Source organism: Microbacterium laevaniformans (assembly GCF_016907555.1).
Classification (GTDB): domain Bacteria; phylum Actinomycetota; class Actinomycetes; order Actinomycetales; family Microbacteriaceae; genus Microbacterium; species Microbacterium laevaniformans.
This window is the reverse complement of sequence record NZ_JAFBCE010000001.1, coordinates 2,554,568-2,572,255: the sequence shown is the minus strand read 5'-3', so window position 1 is coordinate 2,572,255 and position 17,688 is coordinate 2,554,568. Positions and strand designations below refer to the sequence as shown.

17 protein-coding genes are annotated in these 17,688 nt (G+C 71.1%); 5 read left to right on the top strand and 12 right to left on the bottom strand.

The window, feature by feature from the left end; translation table 11 throughout:
• Positions 1-19 precede the first annotated feature (19 nt).
• Entirely contained in the window at positions 20-1,576 is a 1,557-nt protein-coding gene (locus JOE53_RS12285) for a Re/Si-specific NAD(P)(+) transhydrogenase subunit alpha (RefSeq protein WP_204947889.1), read from the bottom strand.
• Between the two features lie 149 nt (positions 1,577-1,725).
• On the opposite strand from JOE53_RS12285, the gene pyrE reads away from it, so the two are divergent.
• Complete coding sequence (pyrE, locus tag JOE53_RS12280) at positions 1,726-2,301, top strand: orotate phosphoribosyltransferase (RefSeq protein ID WP_005051864.1); 576 nt, start codon at positions 1,726-1,728, stop codon at positions 2,299-2,301.
• Between the two features lie 132 nt (positions 2,302-2,433).
• Here pyrE and JOE53_RS12275 read toward each other — a convergent pair whose 3' ends face one another.
• The 7 genes from JOE53_RS12275 to JOE53_RS12250 form a co-directional block, all read right to left on the bottom strand.
• A complete protein-coding gene (locus tag JOE53_RS12275) occupies positions 2,434-2,616 on the bottom strand; it encodes a hypothetical protein (protein WP_016464066.1) in 183 nt (60 codons plus the stop codon).
• A complete protein-coding gene (locus JOE53_RS15035; RefSeq protein ID WP_267911500.1) occupies positions 2,613-2,741 on the bottom strand; it encodes a hypothetical protein in 129 nt (42 codons plus the stop codon). The genes JOE53_RS12275 and JOE53_RS15035 overlap by 4 nt, the downstream gene beginning before the upstream one ends.
• 34 nt (positions 2,742-2,775) lie before the next feature.
• Positions 2,776-3,993, bottom strand: coding sequence for a GDSL-type esterase/lipase family protein (locus JOE53_RS15130; protein ID WP_204947888.1), 1,218 nt, complete (start codon positions 3,991-3,993; stop codon positions 2,776-2,778).
• Entirely contained in the window at positions 3,990-4,799 is an 810-nt protein-coding gene (locus JOE53_RS12265; RefSeq protein WP_204947887.1) for an alpha/beta hydrolase family protein, read from the bottom strand. The genes JOE53_RS15130 and JOE53_RS12265 overlap by 4 nt, the downstream gene beginning before the upstream one ends.
• Before the next feature lie 27 nt (positions 4,800-4,826).
• Positions 4,827-6,140 (bottom strand): MFS transporter, encoded by a 1,314-nt coding sequence (locus tag JOE53_RS12260; protein ID WP_005051871.1) that lies wholly within the window; start codon positions 6,138-6,140, stop codon positions 4,827-4,829.
• Between the two features lie 161 nt (positions 6,141-6,301).
• Positions 6,302-7,363: a LacI family DNA-binding transcriptional regulator gene (locus tag JOE53_RS12255; protein ID WP_005051873.1), complete on the bottom strand. Its 1,062-nt coding sequence runs from the start codon at positions 7,361-7,363 to the stop codon at positions 6,302-6,304.
• Positions 7,360-8,169, bottom strand: a complete 810-nt coding sequence (locus JOE53_RS12250) for an HAD-IIA family hydrolase (protein WP_005051875.1) — start codon at positions 8,167-8,169, stop codon at positions 7,360-7,362. The genes JOE53_RS12255 and JOE53_RS12250 overlap by 4 nt, the downstream gene beginning before the upstream one ends.
• A gap of 68 nt (positions 8,170-8,237) precedes the next feature.
• On the opposite strand from JOE53_RS12250, the gene JOE53_RS12245 reads away from it, so the two are divergent.
• On the top strand, positions 8,238-9,173 hold the full coding sequence (locus JOE53_RS12245) for an SDR family NAD(P)-dependent oxidoreductase (RefSeq protein ID WP_204948242.1): 936 nt from the start codon (positions 8,238-8,240) through the stop codon (positions 9,171-9,173).
• A gap of 183 nt (positions 9,174-9,356) precedes the next feature.
• Here JOE53_RS12245 and JOE53_RS12240 read toward each other — a convergent pair whose 3' ends face one another.
• Positions 9,357-10,001, bottom strand: a complete 645-nt coding sequence (locus JOE53_RS12240; RefSeq protein WP_204947886.1) for a metal-dependent transcriptional regulator — start codon at positions 9,999-10,001, stop codon at positions 9,357-9,359.
• 22 nt (positions 10,002-10,023) lie between these two features.
• Entirely contained in the window at positions 10,024-11,292 is a 1,269-nt protein-coding gene (locus JOE53_RS12235) for an Nramp family divalent metal transporter (RefSeq protein WP_204947885.1), read from the bottom strand.
• A 261-nt stretch (positions 11,293-11,553) separates the two neighbouring features.
• On the opposite strand from JOE53_RS12235, the gene JOE53_RS12230 reads away from it, so the two are divergent.
• Positions 11,554-12,219 (top strand): TrmH family RNA methyltransferase, encoded by a 666-nt coding sequence (locus JOE53_RS12230; protein WP_204947884.1) that lies wholly within the window; start codon positions 11,554-11,556, stop codon positions 12,217-12,219.
• A 12-nt stretch (positions 12,220-12,231) separates the two neighbouring features.
• On the opposite strand, the gene JOE53_RS12225 is transcribed toward JOE53_RS12230, so the two are convergent.
• Complete coding sequence (locus JOE53_RS12225; RefSeq protein WP_204947883.1) at positions 12,232-13,551, bottom strand: MATE family efflux transporter; 1,320 nt, start codon at positions 13,549-13,551, stop codon at positions 12,232-12,234.
• Between the two features lie 178 nt (positions 13,552-13,729).
• Between JOE53_RS12225 and JOE53_RS12220 the strand changes: the two genes are divergently transcribed.
• Both JOE53_RS12220 and JOE53_RS12215 read left to right on the top strand, forming a co-directional pair.
• Positions 13,730-15,727, top strand: a complete 1,998-nt coding sequence (locus tag JOE53_RS12220) for a M13 family metallopeptidase (RefSeq protein WP_204947882.1) — start codon at positions 13,730-13,732, stop codon at positions 15,725-15,727.
• An 89-nt stretch (positions 15,728-15,816) separates the two neighbouring features.
• Positions 15,817-16,764: a serine hydrolase gene (locus tag JOE53_RS12215; RefSeq protein ID WP_082230710.1), complete on the top strand. Its 948-nt coding sequence runs from the start codon at positions 15,817-15,819 to the stop codon at positions 16,762-16,764.
• Positions 16,765-16,788: 24 nt separating this feature from the next.
• Here JOE53_RS12215 and purU read toward each other — a convergent pair whose 3' ends face one another.
• Entirely contained in the window at positions 16,789-17,670 is an 882-nt protein-coding gene (gene purU, locus JOE53_RS12210; RefSeq protein WP_036285719.1) for a formyltetrahydrofolate deformylase, read from the bottom strand.
• Positions 17,671-17,688 lie beyond the last annotated feature (18 nt).

Genomic DNA, 17,688 nt, shown 5'->3' with positions numbered 1-17,688 from the left:
TCTCCGATGTAGGCGTCGGTCACTTCTGGTCACCCTTCTGGAACATGGCGAGCATGCGACGGGTCACCGCGAAGCCTCCGAAGATGTTGATGGATGCCAGGAGCACCGCAACCGCGGCGAGCACCTGCACGACGGGGTTCGGCACGACGATCTGGCTCATCGCGCCGACGACGATGATGCCGCTGATCGCGTTCGTGACGCTCATCAGGGGCGTGTGCAGGGCGTGGGCGACCTTACCGATGACGTAGAACCCGATCACGACCGAGAGGGTCAGCACGAGGATGTGCTGCGGCAGGGGCGCGGGCGCGACCGCGCACACGAGGAACAGGGCGGCGACGCCGGCGACGATCAGGCCGGTCTTCGCGCCCGCCGAGAGCCCCTTCTTGGGGGCCGGCGCGGGAGAGGATGCCGCGGCATCCGCCCCGGGCTTCGCGGGCGCGGCCGAGACCTGCACGGGGGGCGGTGGCCACGTGACGGCGCCGCCCCGCGTGACGGTGACGGCGCGCTGCACGACGTCGGTGTCGTCGATGACGAGCTGCCCGTCCTTGCCGGGGGTGAGCAGGGTGAGCAGGTTCAGCAGGTTGGTGCCGTAGAGCTGCGACGCCTGCTGGGGGAGGCGTCCGGCGAGGTCGGTGTAGCCGAGGATGATGACGCCGTTCGCGGTGACGACGCGCTCGCCGGCGACGGAGCCCTCGACGTTCCCGCCCTGGCCGGCAGCCATGTCCACGATGACGCTGCCGGGCTTCATCGCGGCGACGTCGGCGGCCGTGAGCAGGCGCGGGGCGGCGCGACCCGGGATGAGGGCCGTCGTGATGACGATGTCGACGTCGGCGGCCTGGCCGCTGTAGAGCTTGGCGGCCGCGGCGTCGTAGGCGGCACTGGTGGCCTTGGCGTAGCCGTCGGCCGAGACCTCCTTCTGCTCGTCGGGCACGACGACCTCGAGGTAGGTGCCGCCGATGGAGGCGACCTGGTCGGCGACCTCGGGGCGCGGGTCGGTGGCGCGGACGATCGCGCCGAGGCTCGAGGCGGCGCCGATCGCGGCGAGACCGGCGACGCCGGCCCCGGCGACCAGCACCTTCGCGGGCGGCACCTTGCCGGCGGCGGTGACCTGTCCGGTGAAGAAGCGGCCGAACTCGTTCGCGGCCTCGACGACCGCGCGGTAGCCGGCGATGTTGGCCATCGAGCTGAGCACGTCCATCGACTGCGCGCGCGAGATGCGGGGCACGGCGTCCATGGCGAGGGCCGTGACACCGCGGGCGGCGAGGGCGGCGAGCAGGTCGGGGCTGAGCGCGGGACTCAGGATGCCGACGAGCGTCGCCCCCGGCTGCAGCAGCGCGATCTCGGCATCCGTGGGGGCCGCGACCGACAGGACGACATCGGCGCCCCAGGCCTCGTCGCGGGTGGCGATGGTCGCACCGGCGGCGGTGTACGCGGCATCCGGGAAGGAGGATGCGGCGCCGGCGCCGGACTCGACGCTCACGTCGTAGCCGAGCGCGCGGATCTTGCCGACGGTGGTGGGGGAGGCGGCGACGCGGGTCTCGCCGTCCCGCTCGCGGACGATGCCGATGCGGGCCATGGTGCTCCTTCGATCGGGTCCGGCGGGCCTCCGGGCGCGCCGGGGCACCGCGCCGGGTGACGTTCCCGACTCTAGAGCGCGGAACGGATGCCGCGGGCGGAGACGCTGCGGAAATAATCCCGGTTCTTCGCTTCCGTAGACTCGTGTGCATGACCGCCGCCTCCACGCCCGAGCTCGAGTCCGAGCGCCGCGCCCTCATCGACCTCATCGCCGCCGAGGCCGTCTTCCACGGTGATTTCACGCTGTCCAGCGGCAAGAAGGCGACCTATTACGTCGACATGCGCAAGCTCACGCTCGACCACCGCGCGGCCCCCGCGATCGGCCGGCTCGTGCTCGACGCGGTGCGCGACCTGAACGTGGATGCCGTCGGCGGACTCACCCTGGGGGCGGACCCGATCGCGAACGCCGTCATGCACGCGTCGGTCGCCGCCGGCACGCCCGCGGACGCGTTCGTCGTGCGCAAGGAGCCGAAGGACCACGGCCGCGGTCGCCAGATCGAGGGCGCCGAGGTCGCCGGCAAGCGCGTCGTGATCGTGGAGGACACCTCCACCACCGGAGGCTCCCCCCTGAAGGCGGCCGAGGTCGTGGCGGCTGCCGGTGCCGAGATCGTCGCGGTCGTCACGGTCGTCGACCGCAAGACCGGCGCGCAGGCGGCGGTGGAGGCCGCCGGCTACGAGTGGCGCTCGATCATCGACCTCGACGACCTGGGCCTGCAGGCGCAGTAGGGCCCGCTGCTGCCCCCGGCCGTGAACCGGATGCGGAGATGAGCAGCAGATTCGGATGCCGCCGGCCGACAGATCCGAATCCGTTCTCGGCATCCGATTCTGGGAGCGCCGGCGGCGACCCGACCGGCGCGCTCAGCGGAAGACGGGCAGCTGCGACGCCAGCGCGAGCACGAGTCCCGCGAGGGTCAGCAACAGGATGCCGCGGCCGTTCGGCAGTGGCGTTCCCTGGGGGGCATCGCGGCGGCCCCGCACGAAGAGCACGAGTGCGACGATCAGCAGCACCATCGCGGTCACGACGAAGACGATGGCGATCACTGGTCGCTCCCGTCGCCGCCGTCGCGCCGGCGACCGCGGAGGAACTGCACGACGAACACCACGAGCGTCCCGACCAGCACGACGCCGGTCGAGGCGAACAGCAGCGTCTGCTCGGTCGCGTTCACGTTGTCTCCTCCGCCCGCGCGGAGGCGGGCAGTCTCAGCCTAGCCCGGCGCGCGGCACGAGCCCGTCGGCACCGAAGACAGCGGCGGAGAAGCGTGCCGCGATCTCGGCGTAGAGCTCCGTGTCGGGGTGCAGGCTGTCGGGCAGCGTGTAGCGCTCCGCGTCGTCGGCGCCGTACAGGCTCAGCCCGTCGAGGTACGCGATCCGCTCACCGGATGCCGCGCGCACCCGCACCACCTCGGCCAGCTGTCGCCGCGACTCGGTCATGGTCAGCGCACCGCGGGCGACGTCGGCGGCGTCTCCGGCGGCGTAGCAGCGGACGTGACCGTCGTCGAAGAACTCCACGTCCGAGGGCCCCGGTGTGTCCTCGCTTCCGGGCCAGAGGATCGACGACACCAGCACGATCGGGGTGTCGGGATGCCCGGCGCGCACGCGGTCGAGGAAGCCGTGCATCGCGGGCGTGAACGTGCGCTGATCGAGCGACCGCGCCCCCACGATGTTGATGCCCACCTTGAGCGTGATGACGTCGGCGGGCGTGACGGCGATCGTGTCGGCGACGAACGGGTCGAGCATGCACTGCCCGCCGAAGCCGAGGTTGACGAGCGACAGGTCGCTCGTGCGCGCCGCGATCACGGGCCAGACCCCGGTCGGCGAGGGTGTCTCGACGCAGTGACTGATCGAGCTGCCGTGGTGGATCCAGACGGGTGCATGCGACGGTTCTGCCGCGATCATGGGGGCGTCGGCGCGAAGATCGAGCAGGTCGACGATCATCCCCTGCGGCAGCCACACGGTGACGGCACGCGCACCCGGCCCGCCCGCGCAGCCCAGCGCGACCTCCAGTGTGGCCGGCTCGGTCAGCGGCTCATCGGTCGCGGCATCCCCGGTCCATGAGAGTCGACGGACGTCGGTGACGGGCGCGCGCACGACGTGCACCGGCTCGCCGTCGACCTCGACGACCACGTCGTTGACCGGTCCGGCGAGCTCGGCGAAGAACAGCTGCGTGCACCGCAGCGTCAGGCTCAGCGTGGTCGCGGCCGTCGTGAAGCGCACGCGCACACCGCTCGCGTTGGCCGTGATCGCGCGCAGGATCTCCCCGTTCGGCGGGAAGTGCGCCCACGTGCTCCGCGGCAGGCGCAGGGGGCGGATGCCGCGACTGTCGTCGAGGTCGAGATGACCCTCCAGCAGCACCTCGGCGTCTCCGAGGCGCACGACCTCGCCGATGCCGGTGCGGGACGGGATGAGGGGGGTGGTCACGATGCGGTCCTCTCGGAGTGGGCCGTGATGAACGAGACGGTGCGGGTGATCAGTTCGTCACGCTGGGGCAGTTCGGCCCACCCGTGATCGGCCCCCTCGACGACGACGACCTCGGCGCGCTCGCCGAACACGTGCGCGTCGGCGTAGCGCTCGGCGTAGCGCACCGGGACGAAGTCGGCCGTGCCGTGCAGCAGCAGGGCCGGACCGTCGTAGGCCGCGGCTCGCGCATACGGATCGAACGTGAGAGCGTCGGCGCGCATCGCCGGGCCCAGTCGCATCCCGAGGAAGTCGAAGAACCCGTCCGGCCCGTCGAGCGCGGCGAGCGAGCGCCCCTGGATCTGTCCCGAGCGGATGTCGTCGACGAACACGGCGGCCGTCGACCACATCGTCAGCGAGCGGATGCCGCCGGCTTCCGCCTCCGCCGCGACGACCGCGGCGATCACGGAGCCGAGGCTCATGCCGACGAGATGGAGGTTGTCGGCATCCACCTCGTCGGCCTGTCGGATCGCCGTCAGCACGGCGGCCGTGTCGGCGACGTCACCCGACGCCGTCGTGTCGAAGAACTCCCCGTCGCTCTCGCCGTGCCCGGCCCGGTCGAAGGCGAACACCCCGAAACCGGCCCCGACCAGCGCACGAGCGAGCGTCACGAAGACCCCCGTTGTCTCCACTCGAGATCCGCCGAAGCCGTGCAGCAGCACGACGGTCGGATGCGGCGCCGGGCCGGGGCCCTCCGCGGCATCCGGCAGGTAGTGCGTGCCGCGCAGCGTGAGCGCGCGGACGGTGGTCTCGAAGGGAACGAGTCGCATGGGAGTTCTTTCGTCAGGGCAGCCGGATCAGCGGGCGAGTGTCGCGGCGGGCGCGTCCGTGTCGGATGCCGGCAGCATGTCCGCCTCGACGTCGAACGCGTTCGTCACGCCACGGCGGAAGCCGATCCAGCCGATGAGGAAGCCGGCGGCGGCGACCACCGAGACGGCCACGTAGACGGCGCTGGGATTCAGGAGCAGCAGGGCCGGGGTGACGACGTTGAACGCGGCGGTGGCGAACCGCGCGACGGCGTAGACGGTGCCCTGCGCCGTGGAGCGCAGCATGGTGGGGAAGGACTCCTGCGTCCACACCTTCATGATCGTCTCGAAACAGAACGCGCCGGCGAAGGTCGTCACGACCACCGAGACGATGAGGGCGGGCAGCGTGAAGCCGAACACCACCGGCACCAGGTTCGCGACGACCACCGCGATCGCGCCGGCGACGTAGTAGCTCATGCGGAACGTCGTGTCGGCGACGGCCATGAACCAGACGGCGCCGAGGATCGCGGCGGGCATCGCCAGCAGGGTCCAGGTCTGGTACTCGTTCACCGGGATGCCGGCGACGTTCACCGCCACGAAGGTGCCGAAGCTTCCGGCCACGCTGATCGCGATCGAGGCGAGCGTGTAGTAGACGAGCAGGGTCACGAAGGGGCGGCGGTACTGCGGGCGACCGAAGTCGCGGAGGCGGCCGCGCTCGGCACGGACGGTCTGCACGCCGCTGCGGCGCTCGTCGCGGGCCGCGAGCCAGTCGGCCGACTCGGGGATCGTCAGCCGCAGCGCGAGGACGACGAGGCCGACGCCGCCGAAGGCCGCGAACATGATGCGCCCACCGGCCTCGCCGAGGGATCCGAAGAAGATGCCGATGAGCACCGCGAGGAGGATGCCGAAGCCGCCGAGCAGGTTGGAGAAGACGAGGATCTTGCCCCGGTTGCGGTCGGTGGCCGCCTCGGAGATCGAGGCGAGGGCGGCGGGCAGGTCGGCGCCGACGCCGAGGCCGATGAGTGCGATGCCGGGCAGGAGCAGCCCGAAGGAGACGCCGAAGAACGGCGTCAGCGATCCGAGCACGATGAGGGTCATCGTGACGAGGAAGACGCGGCGACGGCCGAAGCGGTCGGCCAGGCGCCCGCCCACGAGCGAGCCGATCGCGACGCCCGCGGTCAGCACGCCCGTGAGCAGGCCGACCTGATCGGGCGTGAGTCCGGGAGTCCCGGGGGCGAACGACTGGAAGAGGACGAGGGCGACGGCGATGCCGGTGGTCGCGGCGGCGTCGACGAACGTCGCCATTCCGCAGACGAAGCCCACCCACCAGGGGTTGGGGGCGGTGCGAGCGAGGGGTGCGCTCATGGTCATACTCCTTTGTACGTGCGGGTGACGAAGGTGGACGACAGTGCGGTGTTCCCGAAGGCTCCGCCGCCGTCGCGTCTCAAGCTATACCGATATAGCAACCGGGGCAAGCAGGAGTTTCGCCCCATCGGCCGGATAAATCCGACTCCGGATGCCGCCCGTCAGAACCGCGGCGCGGCGATCGAGGCGCCGGCGCTGACCGGCATCTCGACGAGCTCGTGGCGCACGCCCTCGTCGGGGGAGAGCAGCAGATCGGCGGCGCGACGGCCGATCTCCGCCTGCGGAAGGCGCAGGGAGACCAACTGCGGATCGGTCGCCTCGGCGAGCACGCCGCCGTCGAAGGAGACGAGCGACACGTCGTCGGGCACCCGCAGCCCCGCTCGGCGGAGGGCCTGGAACACGCCGACCCCGACGGCATCGTTGACGCAGATGACGGCGCGCGGGCGCACGCCGGACGCGAGCAGGCGCTCCGCGGCATCCCGCCCGTCGTGCACCGTCCAGTCGTCGTCCACGGCGACCTCGCCGGCGAGCTGCGTGCCCGCGGCGGCGAGCTGTGCGCGGATGCCCTCCAGGCGACGAGGGAGCGCGACCGGACCCCACTCGTGCCAGGCGCTGCCCCCGGTGCGGCCGGGCGCGAGCGTTCCGACGAACCAGATGTCGCGATCGTGACCGGCCTCCCGCAGCAGCCGTGCCGCGGTCGCGCCCGCGGCCCGCTCGTCGGGGACGATCGAACTGATCGCCGCGTCGTCGGCCTCGCAGTTCATGAGCACCAGCGCGGTGTGCCGAGCGGACGCCGGGGGCGTCACGCGCCGCGTGAACATCGACGCGTACAGGATGCCGTCGATGTCGCGCGCGACGAGGTCGTCGAGGAAGCGGCGCTCCATCTCGGCATCCCCCTGTGTGTCGACGGTGAACAGCAGCAGCCCCGCCTCGCGCAGGCGCTCCAGCGCGCCGCGCACCATCGAGTTGGCGAAGGAGGTCGAGCTGACGAAGTCCGAGACCAGCGCGACCGTGCCGGAGCGGCCCGTGCGCAGGGTCTTCGCGGTGACGTTCGCGCGATAGCCGAGCTCGTCGGCCGCCCGGCGAACGCGGGCCATCGTCTCGACGGACAGACGCTGGTCGAGGCGACCGTTCAACGCGAACGAGGCCGCCGAGCGCGACACGCCCGCCCTCTCTGCGACCTCGGTGAGGGTGACCCGCCGACCGGAGCTGCGCTCCGTCACAGCCCCTCGGGCATCTCGGACTCCGCCGGCTCGTCGGCGAGCAGGTCGGCGACCGAGTCGAGGATCTCGTCGGGGCGGAACGGGTAGCGCTCGATCTCGGCGTCGTCGGAGATGCCGGTGCGGACGAGAATCGTGTGCAGTCCGGCTTCGATGCCGGCGACGACGTCGGTATCCATGCGGTCACCGATCATGCCGGTGTTCTCCGAGTGGGCCCCGATGCGGTTCATCGCGGAGCGGAACATCATCGGGTTCGGCTTGCCGACCACGTACGGGGCCTTGCCCGTCGCATGCGTGATGAGCGCGGCGAACGAGCCGGTCGCCGGCACGATACCGGTGGGGGTCGGCCCGGTCGCATCGGGGTTCGTGATGATGAAGCGCGCCCCGTTGTTGATGAAGCGGATCGCCTGGGTGATGCGGTCGAACGAGTAGTTGCGCGTCTCGCCGATCACGACGTAGTCGGGTTGCGTCTCGGTCTGGACGTATCCCGCCTCGTGCAGGGCGGTCGTCAGGCCGGCTTCGCCGATGACGAAGGCGGTGCCGCCCGGATGCTGCGAGCGCAGGAACTCGGCCGTCGCCAGCGCCGAGGTCCAGATGCGGTCCTCCGGCACCTCCAGGCCCGAGATGCGCAGGCGCGCGCTCAGATCACGCGGTGTGTAGAACGGGTTGTTCGTCAGCACGAGGAACGGTGTGCCCGCATCGCGCCACTGCGCGAGAAGCTCGGCAGCCCCCGGGATCGGCTTGTTCTCGTGGACGAGGACGCCGTCCATGTCGGTGAGCCAGCATTCGATATCGGCGCGTGTCCGCATGGGGCCAGCCTAGCGGGGCGATCCGGCCGTAGTCTCGACGCGTGGCACGCGACGACTGGGACCCGATGATGCTCCCCGACCTGTCCGGCAGACGGTACCTCGTCACCGGATCGACGGCCGGGCTCGGCTTCTTCGCGTCGTTGCAGCTGGCCGGTGCCGGTGCCCACGTCATCATGACCGGGCGCAACCCCAACAAGCTGGCCACCGCGCGCATCGCGGTGAGGCGCCAGGTGCCGGATGCCGAGATCACGACCCTCCTGCTCGACACCAGCAACCTCGGCTCGGTGCGCGCCGCCGCCGCGACGGTGCGCGGTCGCGCGGGGCTGCACGGGCTTCTGCTGAACGCCGGAGTCGTGCACCCGCCGCGCCACCGCGAGACCACCGCCGACGGCCACGAGGTCGTCTTCGCGACGAACGCCCTCGGCCACTATGCGCTCGCCGGCGAGCTGTTGCCGCCGCTCGCCGCCGGTCGCGGTCGTATGGTGTGGGTCGGGTCGATGTCGACCGCGATGGGAAACTACGACCCCGTCGATCCCGAGCTGGAGACGAACTACTCGCCGTGGCGGGCCTATGTGCAGTCGAAGGTCGCGACGACCGCTCTCGGCTTCGAGGCCGATCGGCGCCTGCGGGCCGCGAACGTGCCGATCGCCAGCCTCGTCGCCCATCCCGGGTACGCGATCAGCGGACGCACCCGCGGCATCCTGGGCATCAACGAGCCCACGCGGATGACGCGCTTCGTCGACAACCTGCAGGCCCCGATCACGCAGTCCAAGGAGCGCGGGGCGTGGCCGCTCGTGCGCGCGCTCGTCGATCCGGGCGCGGTCGGTGGGCAGTTCTGGGGGCCGTCGCGCCTGGTCGCCGGCGCGCCCACGCTCGGTCAGGCCAGCAAACTGGCGCGGCGCGAGGACATCGCGACCCGGCTCTGGGACTACTGCGAGCACGCCACCGGCATCACCTGGCCCTACCTCAAGGCCAGCCGGCCGCGGCGCCTCTGGCGGCGCTGACGCTGTCGGCCAGCCCCTCCGCGCGCACGGTCGCGATGCCCCCCATCGCCCCCGACCGTGTCCCACTTGTAGCGGGGCGTGTCCCAGATTGTGCGGTGTGGAGGCCCCGGAGGGGACGGCTTTTGGGACATCCCCGTGGCGGGGGGCAGCCACGCCGGCGGCGAGGGCGGGGCACAACCCGGGTCAGGCGGTCAGCCAGACCGCACCGGCCGCGCCGGCGGGCAGGGCGACCGTCGCGCCGTCATCGACGCGGACCACGTCCGTTCCGGCGACCACGAGGCGGTGCCCCACATCGATGCCCGCTCCCTCCAGCGCGCGCAGGAGCTCGGGGTCACGGTCGCTGACCCGCAGCACGTCACCCGCGTGCCCGAGCTCGGCGGCCGACAGCAGCACGAACGGCAGGCGGTGGACGTTGCCCTCGGCATCCGGGATCGCGTCGCCGTGCGGGTCGAAGCGAGGATGCCCGAGCCGCTCTGCGATGCCGGCGAGCAGGCGGTCGCTGATCGTATGCTCGAGCACCTCGGCCTCGTCATGCACCTCGTCCCACGCGTAGCCGAACTCCTGCACCAGCCACGTCTCGATCAGGCGATGGCGACGGATGATGGATGCCGCGCGCAGCCGACCCCGCTCCGTCAGTGCCACCGGTCCGTACGGGCGGTGGTCGACGAGGCCCTGTGCGACGAGCTTCTGCACCATCTCGGTGACCGTCGACGGGGCGAGCTTCAGCTCGGCCGCCAGCTGCGACGACGTCATGAGCACGGGCTGCCACTCGGTGTGGTGGTAGATCGTCTTCAGGTAGTCGTCGATCGCGACGGAGTTCGCAGCCACGCTCTCAGGCTACCGGCCGTGACTATCGGCCCGTCAGCACGAGCCACAGCAGCAGTGCGTTCAGAGCGATGAGGAACACCGACGCGACGACACCCGCAAGGGTCGTCCACCAGCGGTTGCGGTGGGCCCCCAGCACGTCGCGGCGGGCGGTGAGGGCGACGAGCGGCACGAGCGCGAACGGGATGCCGAAGCTCAGCAGCACCTGGCTGAGGATCAGCGCCCAGGTCGGATCGGCCCCGAGCGCGAGGATCACGATGGCCGGCACCAGCGTGACGAGGCGCCGCGCGATCAGCGGCACGCGCACGCGCAGCAGGCCGTGCATGATCTCCGCGCCGGCGTAGGCGCCCACCGTGGTGCTCGCCAGGCCGCTCGCGAGCAGGCCGACCGCGAACATCGTCGCGACGACGCCGCCGAGTCCCGCCTCGAGGGCGCCGTATGCGCCCTCGAGGCTGTCGGTCCCGTCGACGCCGGCGAGGTTGGCGGCCGCGAGCAGCAGGATCGCGAGGTTCACGGTGCCCGCCACGGCGAGGGCGATCGTCACGTCCCAGCGGGTTGCGCGCAGCAGGCGCGGCGTGGTGATGGCGCGGTCGACGGGGCGCGCGCCGGCGGAGGAGAACCGGTCGCGGGCGAGGGCGCTGTGGGCGTAGATCGCGTGCGGCATGATCGTCGCGCCCAGGATGGATGCCGCGAGCAGCACCGACTCCGACCCCTCGAATCGCGGAATCATGCCGCCGGCGACACTCGCGGCATCCGGCGGGGCGATGAAGACGCCGTAGGTGAAGCCGATCGAGATCACGACGAGCAGGCCGATCACGACGAACTCGAAGCTGCGCGCGCCGCGGCGCTGCTGGATGAGCAGCAGTGTGATCGAGACGGCTCCCGTGACGAGGCCGCCGACGGGCAGGGGGACGCCGAAGAGAAGCCAGAGGGCGACCGCGCCGCCGATCACCTCGGCGACGTCGGTGGCGACGGCGACGAGCTCGGCTTGCAGCCAGTAGGCGCGGCGCGCCCAGGGACGACGAAGGCGCTCGCCGAGGGTCTCGGCGAGGCTCTGTCCCGTCACGATGCCGAGCTTGGCGGACAGGTACTGGATGAGCCACGCCATCGCGTTGCCGAGCACGACGACCCACACCAACAGGTAGCCGAACCGCGCCCCGGCGGTCATGTTGCTCGCGACGTTGCCGGGATCGAGGTAGGCGACACCGGCGACCAGCGCCGGACCGAGCAGCCATGCCGCGCGCCGGGTCCGGGAGGGCACGGTCGCCGTCCGGACAGGCGCCTCGATGATCACCCAGGTATTTTTCGGCACACCGAAAAATTATCAGAGATTTCGGGTGGCCGAGATGTCGAGCACGTGGACCGAACTCCTCCACATCGACGCCTCGTCGTGACGCGCGGCCGAGGCGGCCCCACGCGGACGTGTTCCGTATTCAGTCCCGCGTGGTCCGGCAGCGCGACGAGGTCGCAGAACGAACGGACCGATCGCCCGTGGCGCATCCGTGCGGACTGAATACGGAAGGCGAGTCGGCGAGGTCATCGGTAGCCTGGAGCGATGACCGAGCCCGTGCTGCCGCCGGATGCGGCCGCCCCGGACAGTGCCGAGCTCGAGCCTCAGTTGCCCGTCGGGGTCGGGCCGTGGCCGGGGGGACCCGACGCGTGGCCCGACGATCCCCGCTACGACCGCGACCTACTCGCCGACGGTGATCGCCGCAACGTCGTCGACCGCTACCGCTACTGGACGATGGCCGCGATCGTGGCCGACCTCGATGAGCACCGGCATCCGTTTCACGTCGCCATCGAGAACTGGCAGCACGACATGAACATCGGCTCGATCGTCCGCAGCGCCAACGCGTTCGGCGCCGCGGAGGTGCACATCATCGGCAAGCGGCGGTGGAACCGTCGCGGCGCGATGGTGACCGACCGCTACCAGCACGTGCGGCACCACGAAGATGTCGCCGCGTTCACCGCCTGGGCCGAGGACGCCGAGATTTCCGTGATCGCCGTCGACAACGTCGACGGGTCGGTGCCGGTCGACCGCGCCGAGCTCCCTCAGCGGTGCGTCCTGCTGTTCGGCCAGGAGGGACCGGGTCTGTCCGCCGAGGCGGTCGCCGCGGCATCCGCCGTCGTCGAGATCACCCAGTACGGCTCGACCCGCTCGATCAACGCGAGCGCGGCGGCCGCGGTCGTGATGTACGAGTGGTGTCGCCGCTGGGCGTGACGCCCCGGCCGCTCACGCCCGGGCGGTGACCCACTCCGGCCGCCGCACGCGCCAGGCGAGCGTCGCGAGCCGCGCCAGCATGTAGATCCCGAAGAAGCAGACGGCGAGCCACATCAGGCCGATGGCCCCGGTCGGATGCGCGAGCCACAGCACCGCGAGGGCCGGCAGGTACGGGACGAGGTTGAGGCCGCCCGCCGCCGCGAGGTAGCGCACGTCGCCGGCTCCCATCAGCACGCCGTCGAGCACGAAGACCACACCGCACACCGGCTGCGCCACCGCCAGCACGAGGAGAGCGGGCTGCACGAGAGCGGCGACCTCGGGCGACCCGGTGAACACGAGACCGATCACGCCGGAGAGCGCCGCGATCGCAGCGCCCACGATCACCCCGAACCACACCCCCCACGCGACGGTGCGGCCGAGCACACGACGGACGAACGACTCATCGCCGGCTCCGAGGCCCCGACCGATGAGCGCTTGGGCGGCGATCGCCAACGCATCGAGCGCGAAGGCGGCGGTCGAGAAGATCGTGAACGCGACCTGCCACCCGGCCAGCTCGTCGGTGCCGAGAGCGGTCGCCGCGAACACGGTCGCGAGGAACGCCGCGCGCAACGACACGGTGCGCAGGAACAGCCAGCCCCCCGACGCGGCCGATCCGCGCAGACCGTCGCGCTGCGGACGCAGGGATGCCGAGTGCCGCTGCGCCAGTCGGCCGATCACGACCGCGTAGGCGCCGACCATGCCCCACTGTGCTGCGACGGTTCCGGCGGCCGACCCGGCGATGCCCCACCCGAACCCGTAGATGAACAGGGCGTTCAGCGCCGCGTTGAGGGCGAAGCCGCTGCCCGCGATCCACAGCGGCATGACGGTGTCCTGCATGCCGCGCAGCAGGCCCGTCGCCGCGAACACGATGAGCATGGCGGGAAGGCCCCACATCGACAGCTGCAGGTAGATGAGCGCCTGGTGGGAGACATCGGGCGCCGCGCCGAACAGCGACACGAGCGCGGGTGTCGCCAGCGATCCGGCGATCGCGAGCACGACGCCCAGACCGAGAGCCAGCCAGAGGCCGTCGACGCCGGCTCGCACCGCGTCGGCATGATCACCGGCGCCGAAGCGACGCGCCACCGCGGGTGTGGTCGAGTAGGCGAGGAAGACCATGAGTCCGACGATCGTCTGGAGCACGGCCGACGCGATCCCGAGGCCCGCGAGCGGCACCACTCCCAGATGGCCGACGAGAGCCGCGTCGACGATGAGGAACAAGGGCTCTGCGACCAGCGCACCCAGGGCCGGCACCGCCAGCCGGAGGATCTCACGGTTGAGGGTGGGCGCGGCCATGCGTCGAGCCTACGGGCGGGCGCCGACGCGGCGCGTCGGTCGGGGCGGGGCGTTTCGACTCGTCGCGGTGCTCCTCGCTCAACGACCGGGGGGAGGGGCGCCGCGCAACGACCGGGGGTGGGCGAACGGCGGGTGAACACGGATCGCGCGGACAGGACCGGCGCGTATCCTGTACGGCATGACCGCCCCCACCCTTCGCTCGGGTATCGAGCTGTCCGCGTTGAGCCCCGGCATCCGTCCTCAGGACGACCTGTTCCGTCACGTGAACGGCGCCTGGCTGGAACGTACGGAGATCCCCGACGACAAGGCGCGTTGGGGCTCGTTCCACCTGATCGCCGAGCAGGCCGAGAAGGACGTGCGGGCCATCATCGAGGAGTCGACGACGGCGGAGCCGGGCACGGAGGCGCGCAAGATCGGCGACCTGTTCGCGAGCTTCATGGACACCGAGCGCATCGAGCGGCTCGGGGCCGAGCCCCTCGCGGCCCAGTTGGCACGCGTGGACGCCATCGACTCCATCCCGGCGCTGCTGCGCACGGTCGGCGAGATGGAGCGGGAGGGCGTCGGCAGCATGATCGGCGTCTACATCGAGCCCGACCCGGGAAACCCCGAGCGCTACGTCGCGTTCTTCGTGCAGTCCGGTCTGTCGCTGCCGGATGAGAGCTACTACCGCCTCGATAACTTCGACAAGACCCGCATCGCCTTCCGTGAGTACGTGCAGACGGTCCTCGGTCTCGCAGGCGTGGGTGCGCAGGGTGAGGATGCCGGGCGGCAGGCCGACCGCGTGCTGGCGCTGGAGACCGAGCTGGCGAGCCACCACTGGGACAACGTGCGCACGCGCGACGCCGTCGCCACCTACAACCTCATGACGTGGGACGACGTGCAGCGGCTCGTCGGCGTCGACCTCGCACCGTGGCTGGATGCGGTCGCCCCTGGACGTCGCGACGGCTTCGCCGAGATCAACGTGAACGAGCCCAGCTACTTCGAGGGCCTGGGTTCGCTGCTCGTCGAGGATCGCCTCGAGGACTGGAAGGCGTGGCTGCGGCTGCACATCGTGCGCGCCTCGGCGGCGTTCCTGTCGTCGGACTTCGTCGACGCGAACTTCGCGTTCTACGGCACCGAGCTCACGGGCGTTCCTGTCAACCGCGAGCGCTGGAAGCGCGGCGTCAGCTTCGTCGAGGCGGCGATGGGTGAAGCCGTGGGCAAGGTCTACGTCGAGCGCCACTTCCCGCCCGCAGCCAAAGAGGCGATGGACGAGCTCGTCGCGAACCTCATCGAGGCCTATCGGCGTTCGATCGAGACCCTCGAGTGGATGACCCCGGAGACCCGCGGCCGTGCCCTCGAGAAGCTCGACGCGTTCACGCCGAAGGTCGGCTACCCCGTGACGTGGAAGGACTACTCCGCGCTCGAGGTCGATGGCGCCGATCTGATCGGCAACGTGCGCCGCGCGAACGCGTGGGAGCACGAACGGCAGATCGCGAAGCTCGGCGCCCCCATCGACCGCGACGAGTGGTACATGACACCCCAGACGGTCAATGCGTATTACAACCCGCTGATGAACGAGATCGTGTTCCCGGCCGCGATCCTGCAGTACCCGTTCTTCGAGCTGGACCGGGATGCCGCGGCCAACTATGGCGGCATCGGCGCCGTGATCGGCCACGAGATCGGCCACGGCTTCGACGACCAGGGGTCGGCCTTCGACGGCGCCGGTGCCCTTCGCGACTGGTGGACGGATGACGACCGCGCCGCCTTCGAGCAGCTCACCGGCGCCCTCATCGCCCAGTACGACGCACTCGTGCCGCAGGGCCTCGCCGCGGAGCACCACGTCAACGGCGCTCTCACGATCGGCGAGAACATCGGAGACCTCGGCGGGCTCGGCATCGCGATCAAGGCCTACCGCCTCTCGCTCGGCGCCGACACGACCGACGAGGATGCCGATGGTCCTGTGATCGACGGCTACACCGGCATTCAGCGGCTGCTGCTCAGCTGGGCGCAGATCTGGCAGCAGAAGGGTCGCGAGGCCGAGACGATCCGCCTGCTGACGATCGACCCGCACTCGCCCAACGAGTTCCGCTGCAACCAGATCGTTCGCAACGTCGACGAGTTCTACCGTGCGTTCGACGTCACCGAGACCGACGCGCTGTGGCTCGACGCCGACCAGCGCGTCACCATCTGGTGACCACGGCGTCGCCGGGCCGGCGATCGTCGGCCCGGCGCCAGGGTCACGACGCCGGCGCCGGCGAGAACATCGAGGACGGAGCATCTCGCGTGGACAGTGCAGGTCGGGCATCGTCGACACGTCGAGGTGAGGTGCGCGCGCAGCTGCGCGGCGAAGCGCGCGGAGAGCGGGCGTCGACCCGGCGTTCGCCGCGACGCTCGCCCGGCCGTTCGCGTTCGTTCGCCACCGCGCTCGCCGCACTGGACGCCGTCGCCGCGGCAGGGGCGCAGGTGTCGGTGTGCGTCACGGATCTGGACTCGGGCGAGACGGTGCTCGCGGGTGACGCCCACCTCGTGCTGCCCGTCGCCGGCATCGGCGTCGTTCCGCTGCTGATCGAGGTCGCGGCGCAGATCGACGCGGGCACCCTCGATCCCCTGCAGATCATCGAACGCAGCTCGGTGGCGCCGGTCACCGTCGGCGGCCTCTGGCATCGGTTGGCGGCTCCCGCGCTTCCGGTGCGCGATCTGGCGGTGCTCGCCGCGGCGGCATCCGACGCCGCCGCCGCCAATGCGCTGCTGGAGCGCGTGGGGCTGGAGACCGTCCGCGCGCGGGTCGAGGAGATCGGTCTCGTGAAGACCGCGCTCATCGACGGTTTCCGAGACGAGCGCGGGCCCGACGACGCACCGCACGTCGGTCTCGCGTCGACGGGGGAGCTGGTCACGCTGTTCGCGGGGCTCGTCAACGCTCAGGTCGTCTCCCCGGCGGTGAGCGCGCAGGTGTCGGAGTGGCTCAGCCTCAACCAGGATCTGGCGCTCGTCGCGGCGAGCACCGCGCTGGACCCCTTCGCGCACGATGACGACCGCCACGGTCTGCTCTTCGTCAACAAGACCGGTCGCGGCGACGGCATCCGCGCCGAGGCCGGAGTGATCGCGGGCCCGCGCGCCGGTGCCGCCTATGCCCTCATCGTGTGCTTCGACGACCTGTCTGTGGCGCACCGGCTGCGCGCGCACGAGGCCTTCCGCGCCCTCGGGCTGGACCTCATGGAGTACGTGTACTGACGCTTTCCCGCCGGCAGCGCCGCGTCAGAAGACGATCGTGTGGTTGCCGTGACGGATGACGCGGTCCTGCGCGTGCCACAGCACCGCGCGGGAGAGAACTTGACGCTCGACGTCGGCGCCGCGCCGGGCGAGCTCGGCGGATGACTCGGCATGGGTGACCCGCACGGTGTCCTGCTCGATGATGGGACCCTCGTCGAGGTCGCCCGTCACGTAGTGCGAGGTCGCGCCGATGAGCTTCACGCCGCGCTCCTTGGCCTTCTTGTAGGGCTCGGCGCCGATGAAGGCGGGCAGGAACGAGTGGTGGATGTTGATCACGGGCACGCCGAGGCGTTCGAGGAACTCGGGCGAGAGGATCTGCATGTAGCGCGCCAGCACGACGAAGTCGACGTTGCCGACGAGCAGCTTCAGGATCTCTTCCTCCGACGCCGATTTGTCGGGACCCGCGACCGAGGGCACGTGGAAGAACGGCACGCCGAAGCTGCGGACGTCTTCGGCCGTCGTGGTGTGGTTCGAGATGACCATCGGGATGGTGACCGGCAGGTCGCCGCGTCGGTGGCGCCACAGCAGGTCGAGGAGGCAATGGTCCTGCTTCGACGCGAGGATCGCCATGCGCTTGGGCACCGACTGGTCGGTCAGCGACCACTCCAGCTCGAAGTCGGCGAGGGTGCGGGCGATGTCGATCTCGATCGCGGGGCGCTCGAGCGCGAAGTCGGGGCGGTGGAAGACGACCCGCTGGAAGTACGCGCCGCCGCGATGATCGTCGGAGAACTGGTCGAACGCGACGATGTTGCCGCCGATGCGGGTGATCATCGCCGACACGGCTGCGACGATGCCGGGCTTGTCGCTGCCGTGCACGATGAGGCAGGCGTGGTCGGCGGGAAGGTGGGGATCGTGCACGGGAGCCATGGATCGATTCTGCCGGAT

Excerpts from the sequence above, each read along its gene's own strand:
- JOE53_RS12285 (WP_204947889.1), bottom strand. The coding sequence starts at position 1,576 with ATGGCCCGCATCGGCATCGTCCGCGAGCGGGACGGCGAGACCCGCGTC.
- pyrE (WP_005051864.1), top strand. The coding sequence starts at position 1,726 with ATGACCGCCGCCTCCACGCCCGAGCTCGAGTCCGAGCGCCGCGCCCTC.
- JOE53_RS12265 (WP_204947887.1), bottom strand. The coding sequence starts at position 4,799 with ATGCGACTCGTTCCCTTCGAGACCACCGTCCGCGCGCTCACGCTGCGC.
- JOE53_RS12260 (WP_005051871.1), bottom strand. The coding sequence starts at position 6,140 with ATGAGCGCACCCCTCGCTCGCACCGCCCCCAACCCCTGGTGGGTGGGC.
- JOE53_RS12250 (WP_005051875.1), bottom strand. The coding sequence starts at position 8,169 with ATGCGGACACGCGCCGATATCGAATGCTGGCTCACCGACATGGACGGC.
- JOE53_RS12245 (WP_204948242.1), top strand. The coding sequence starts at position 8,238 with ATGCTCCCCGACCTGTCCGGCAGACGGTACCTCGTCACCGGATCGACG.
- JOE53_RS12230 (WP_204947884.1), top strand. The coding sequence starts at position 11,554 with ATGACCGAGCCCGTGCTGCCGCCGGATGCGGCCGCCCCGGACAGTGCC.
- JOE53_RS12225 (WP_204947883.1), bottom strand. The coding sequence starts at position 13,551 with ATGGCCGCGCCCACCCTCAACCGTGAGATCCTCCGGCTGGCGGTGCCG.
- JOE53_RS12220 (WP_204947882.1), top strand. The coding sequence starts at position 13,730 with ATGACCGCCCCCACCCTTCGCTCGGGTATCGAGCTGTCCGCGTTGAGC.
- purU (WP_036285719.1), bottom strand. The coding sequence starts at position 17,670 with ATGGCTCCCGTGCACGATCCCCACCTTCCCGCCGACCACGCCTGCCTC.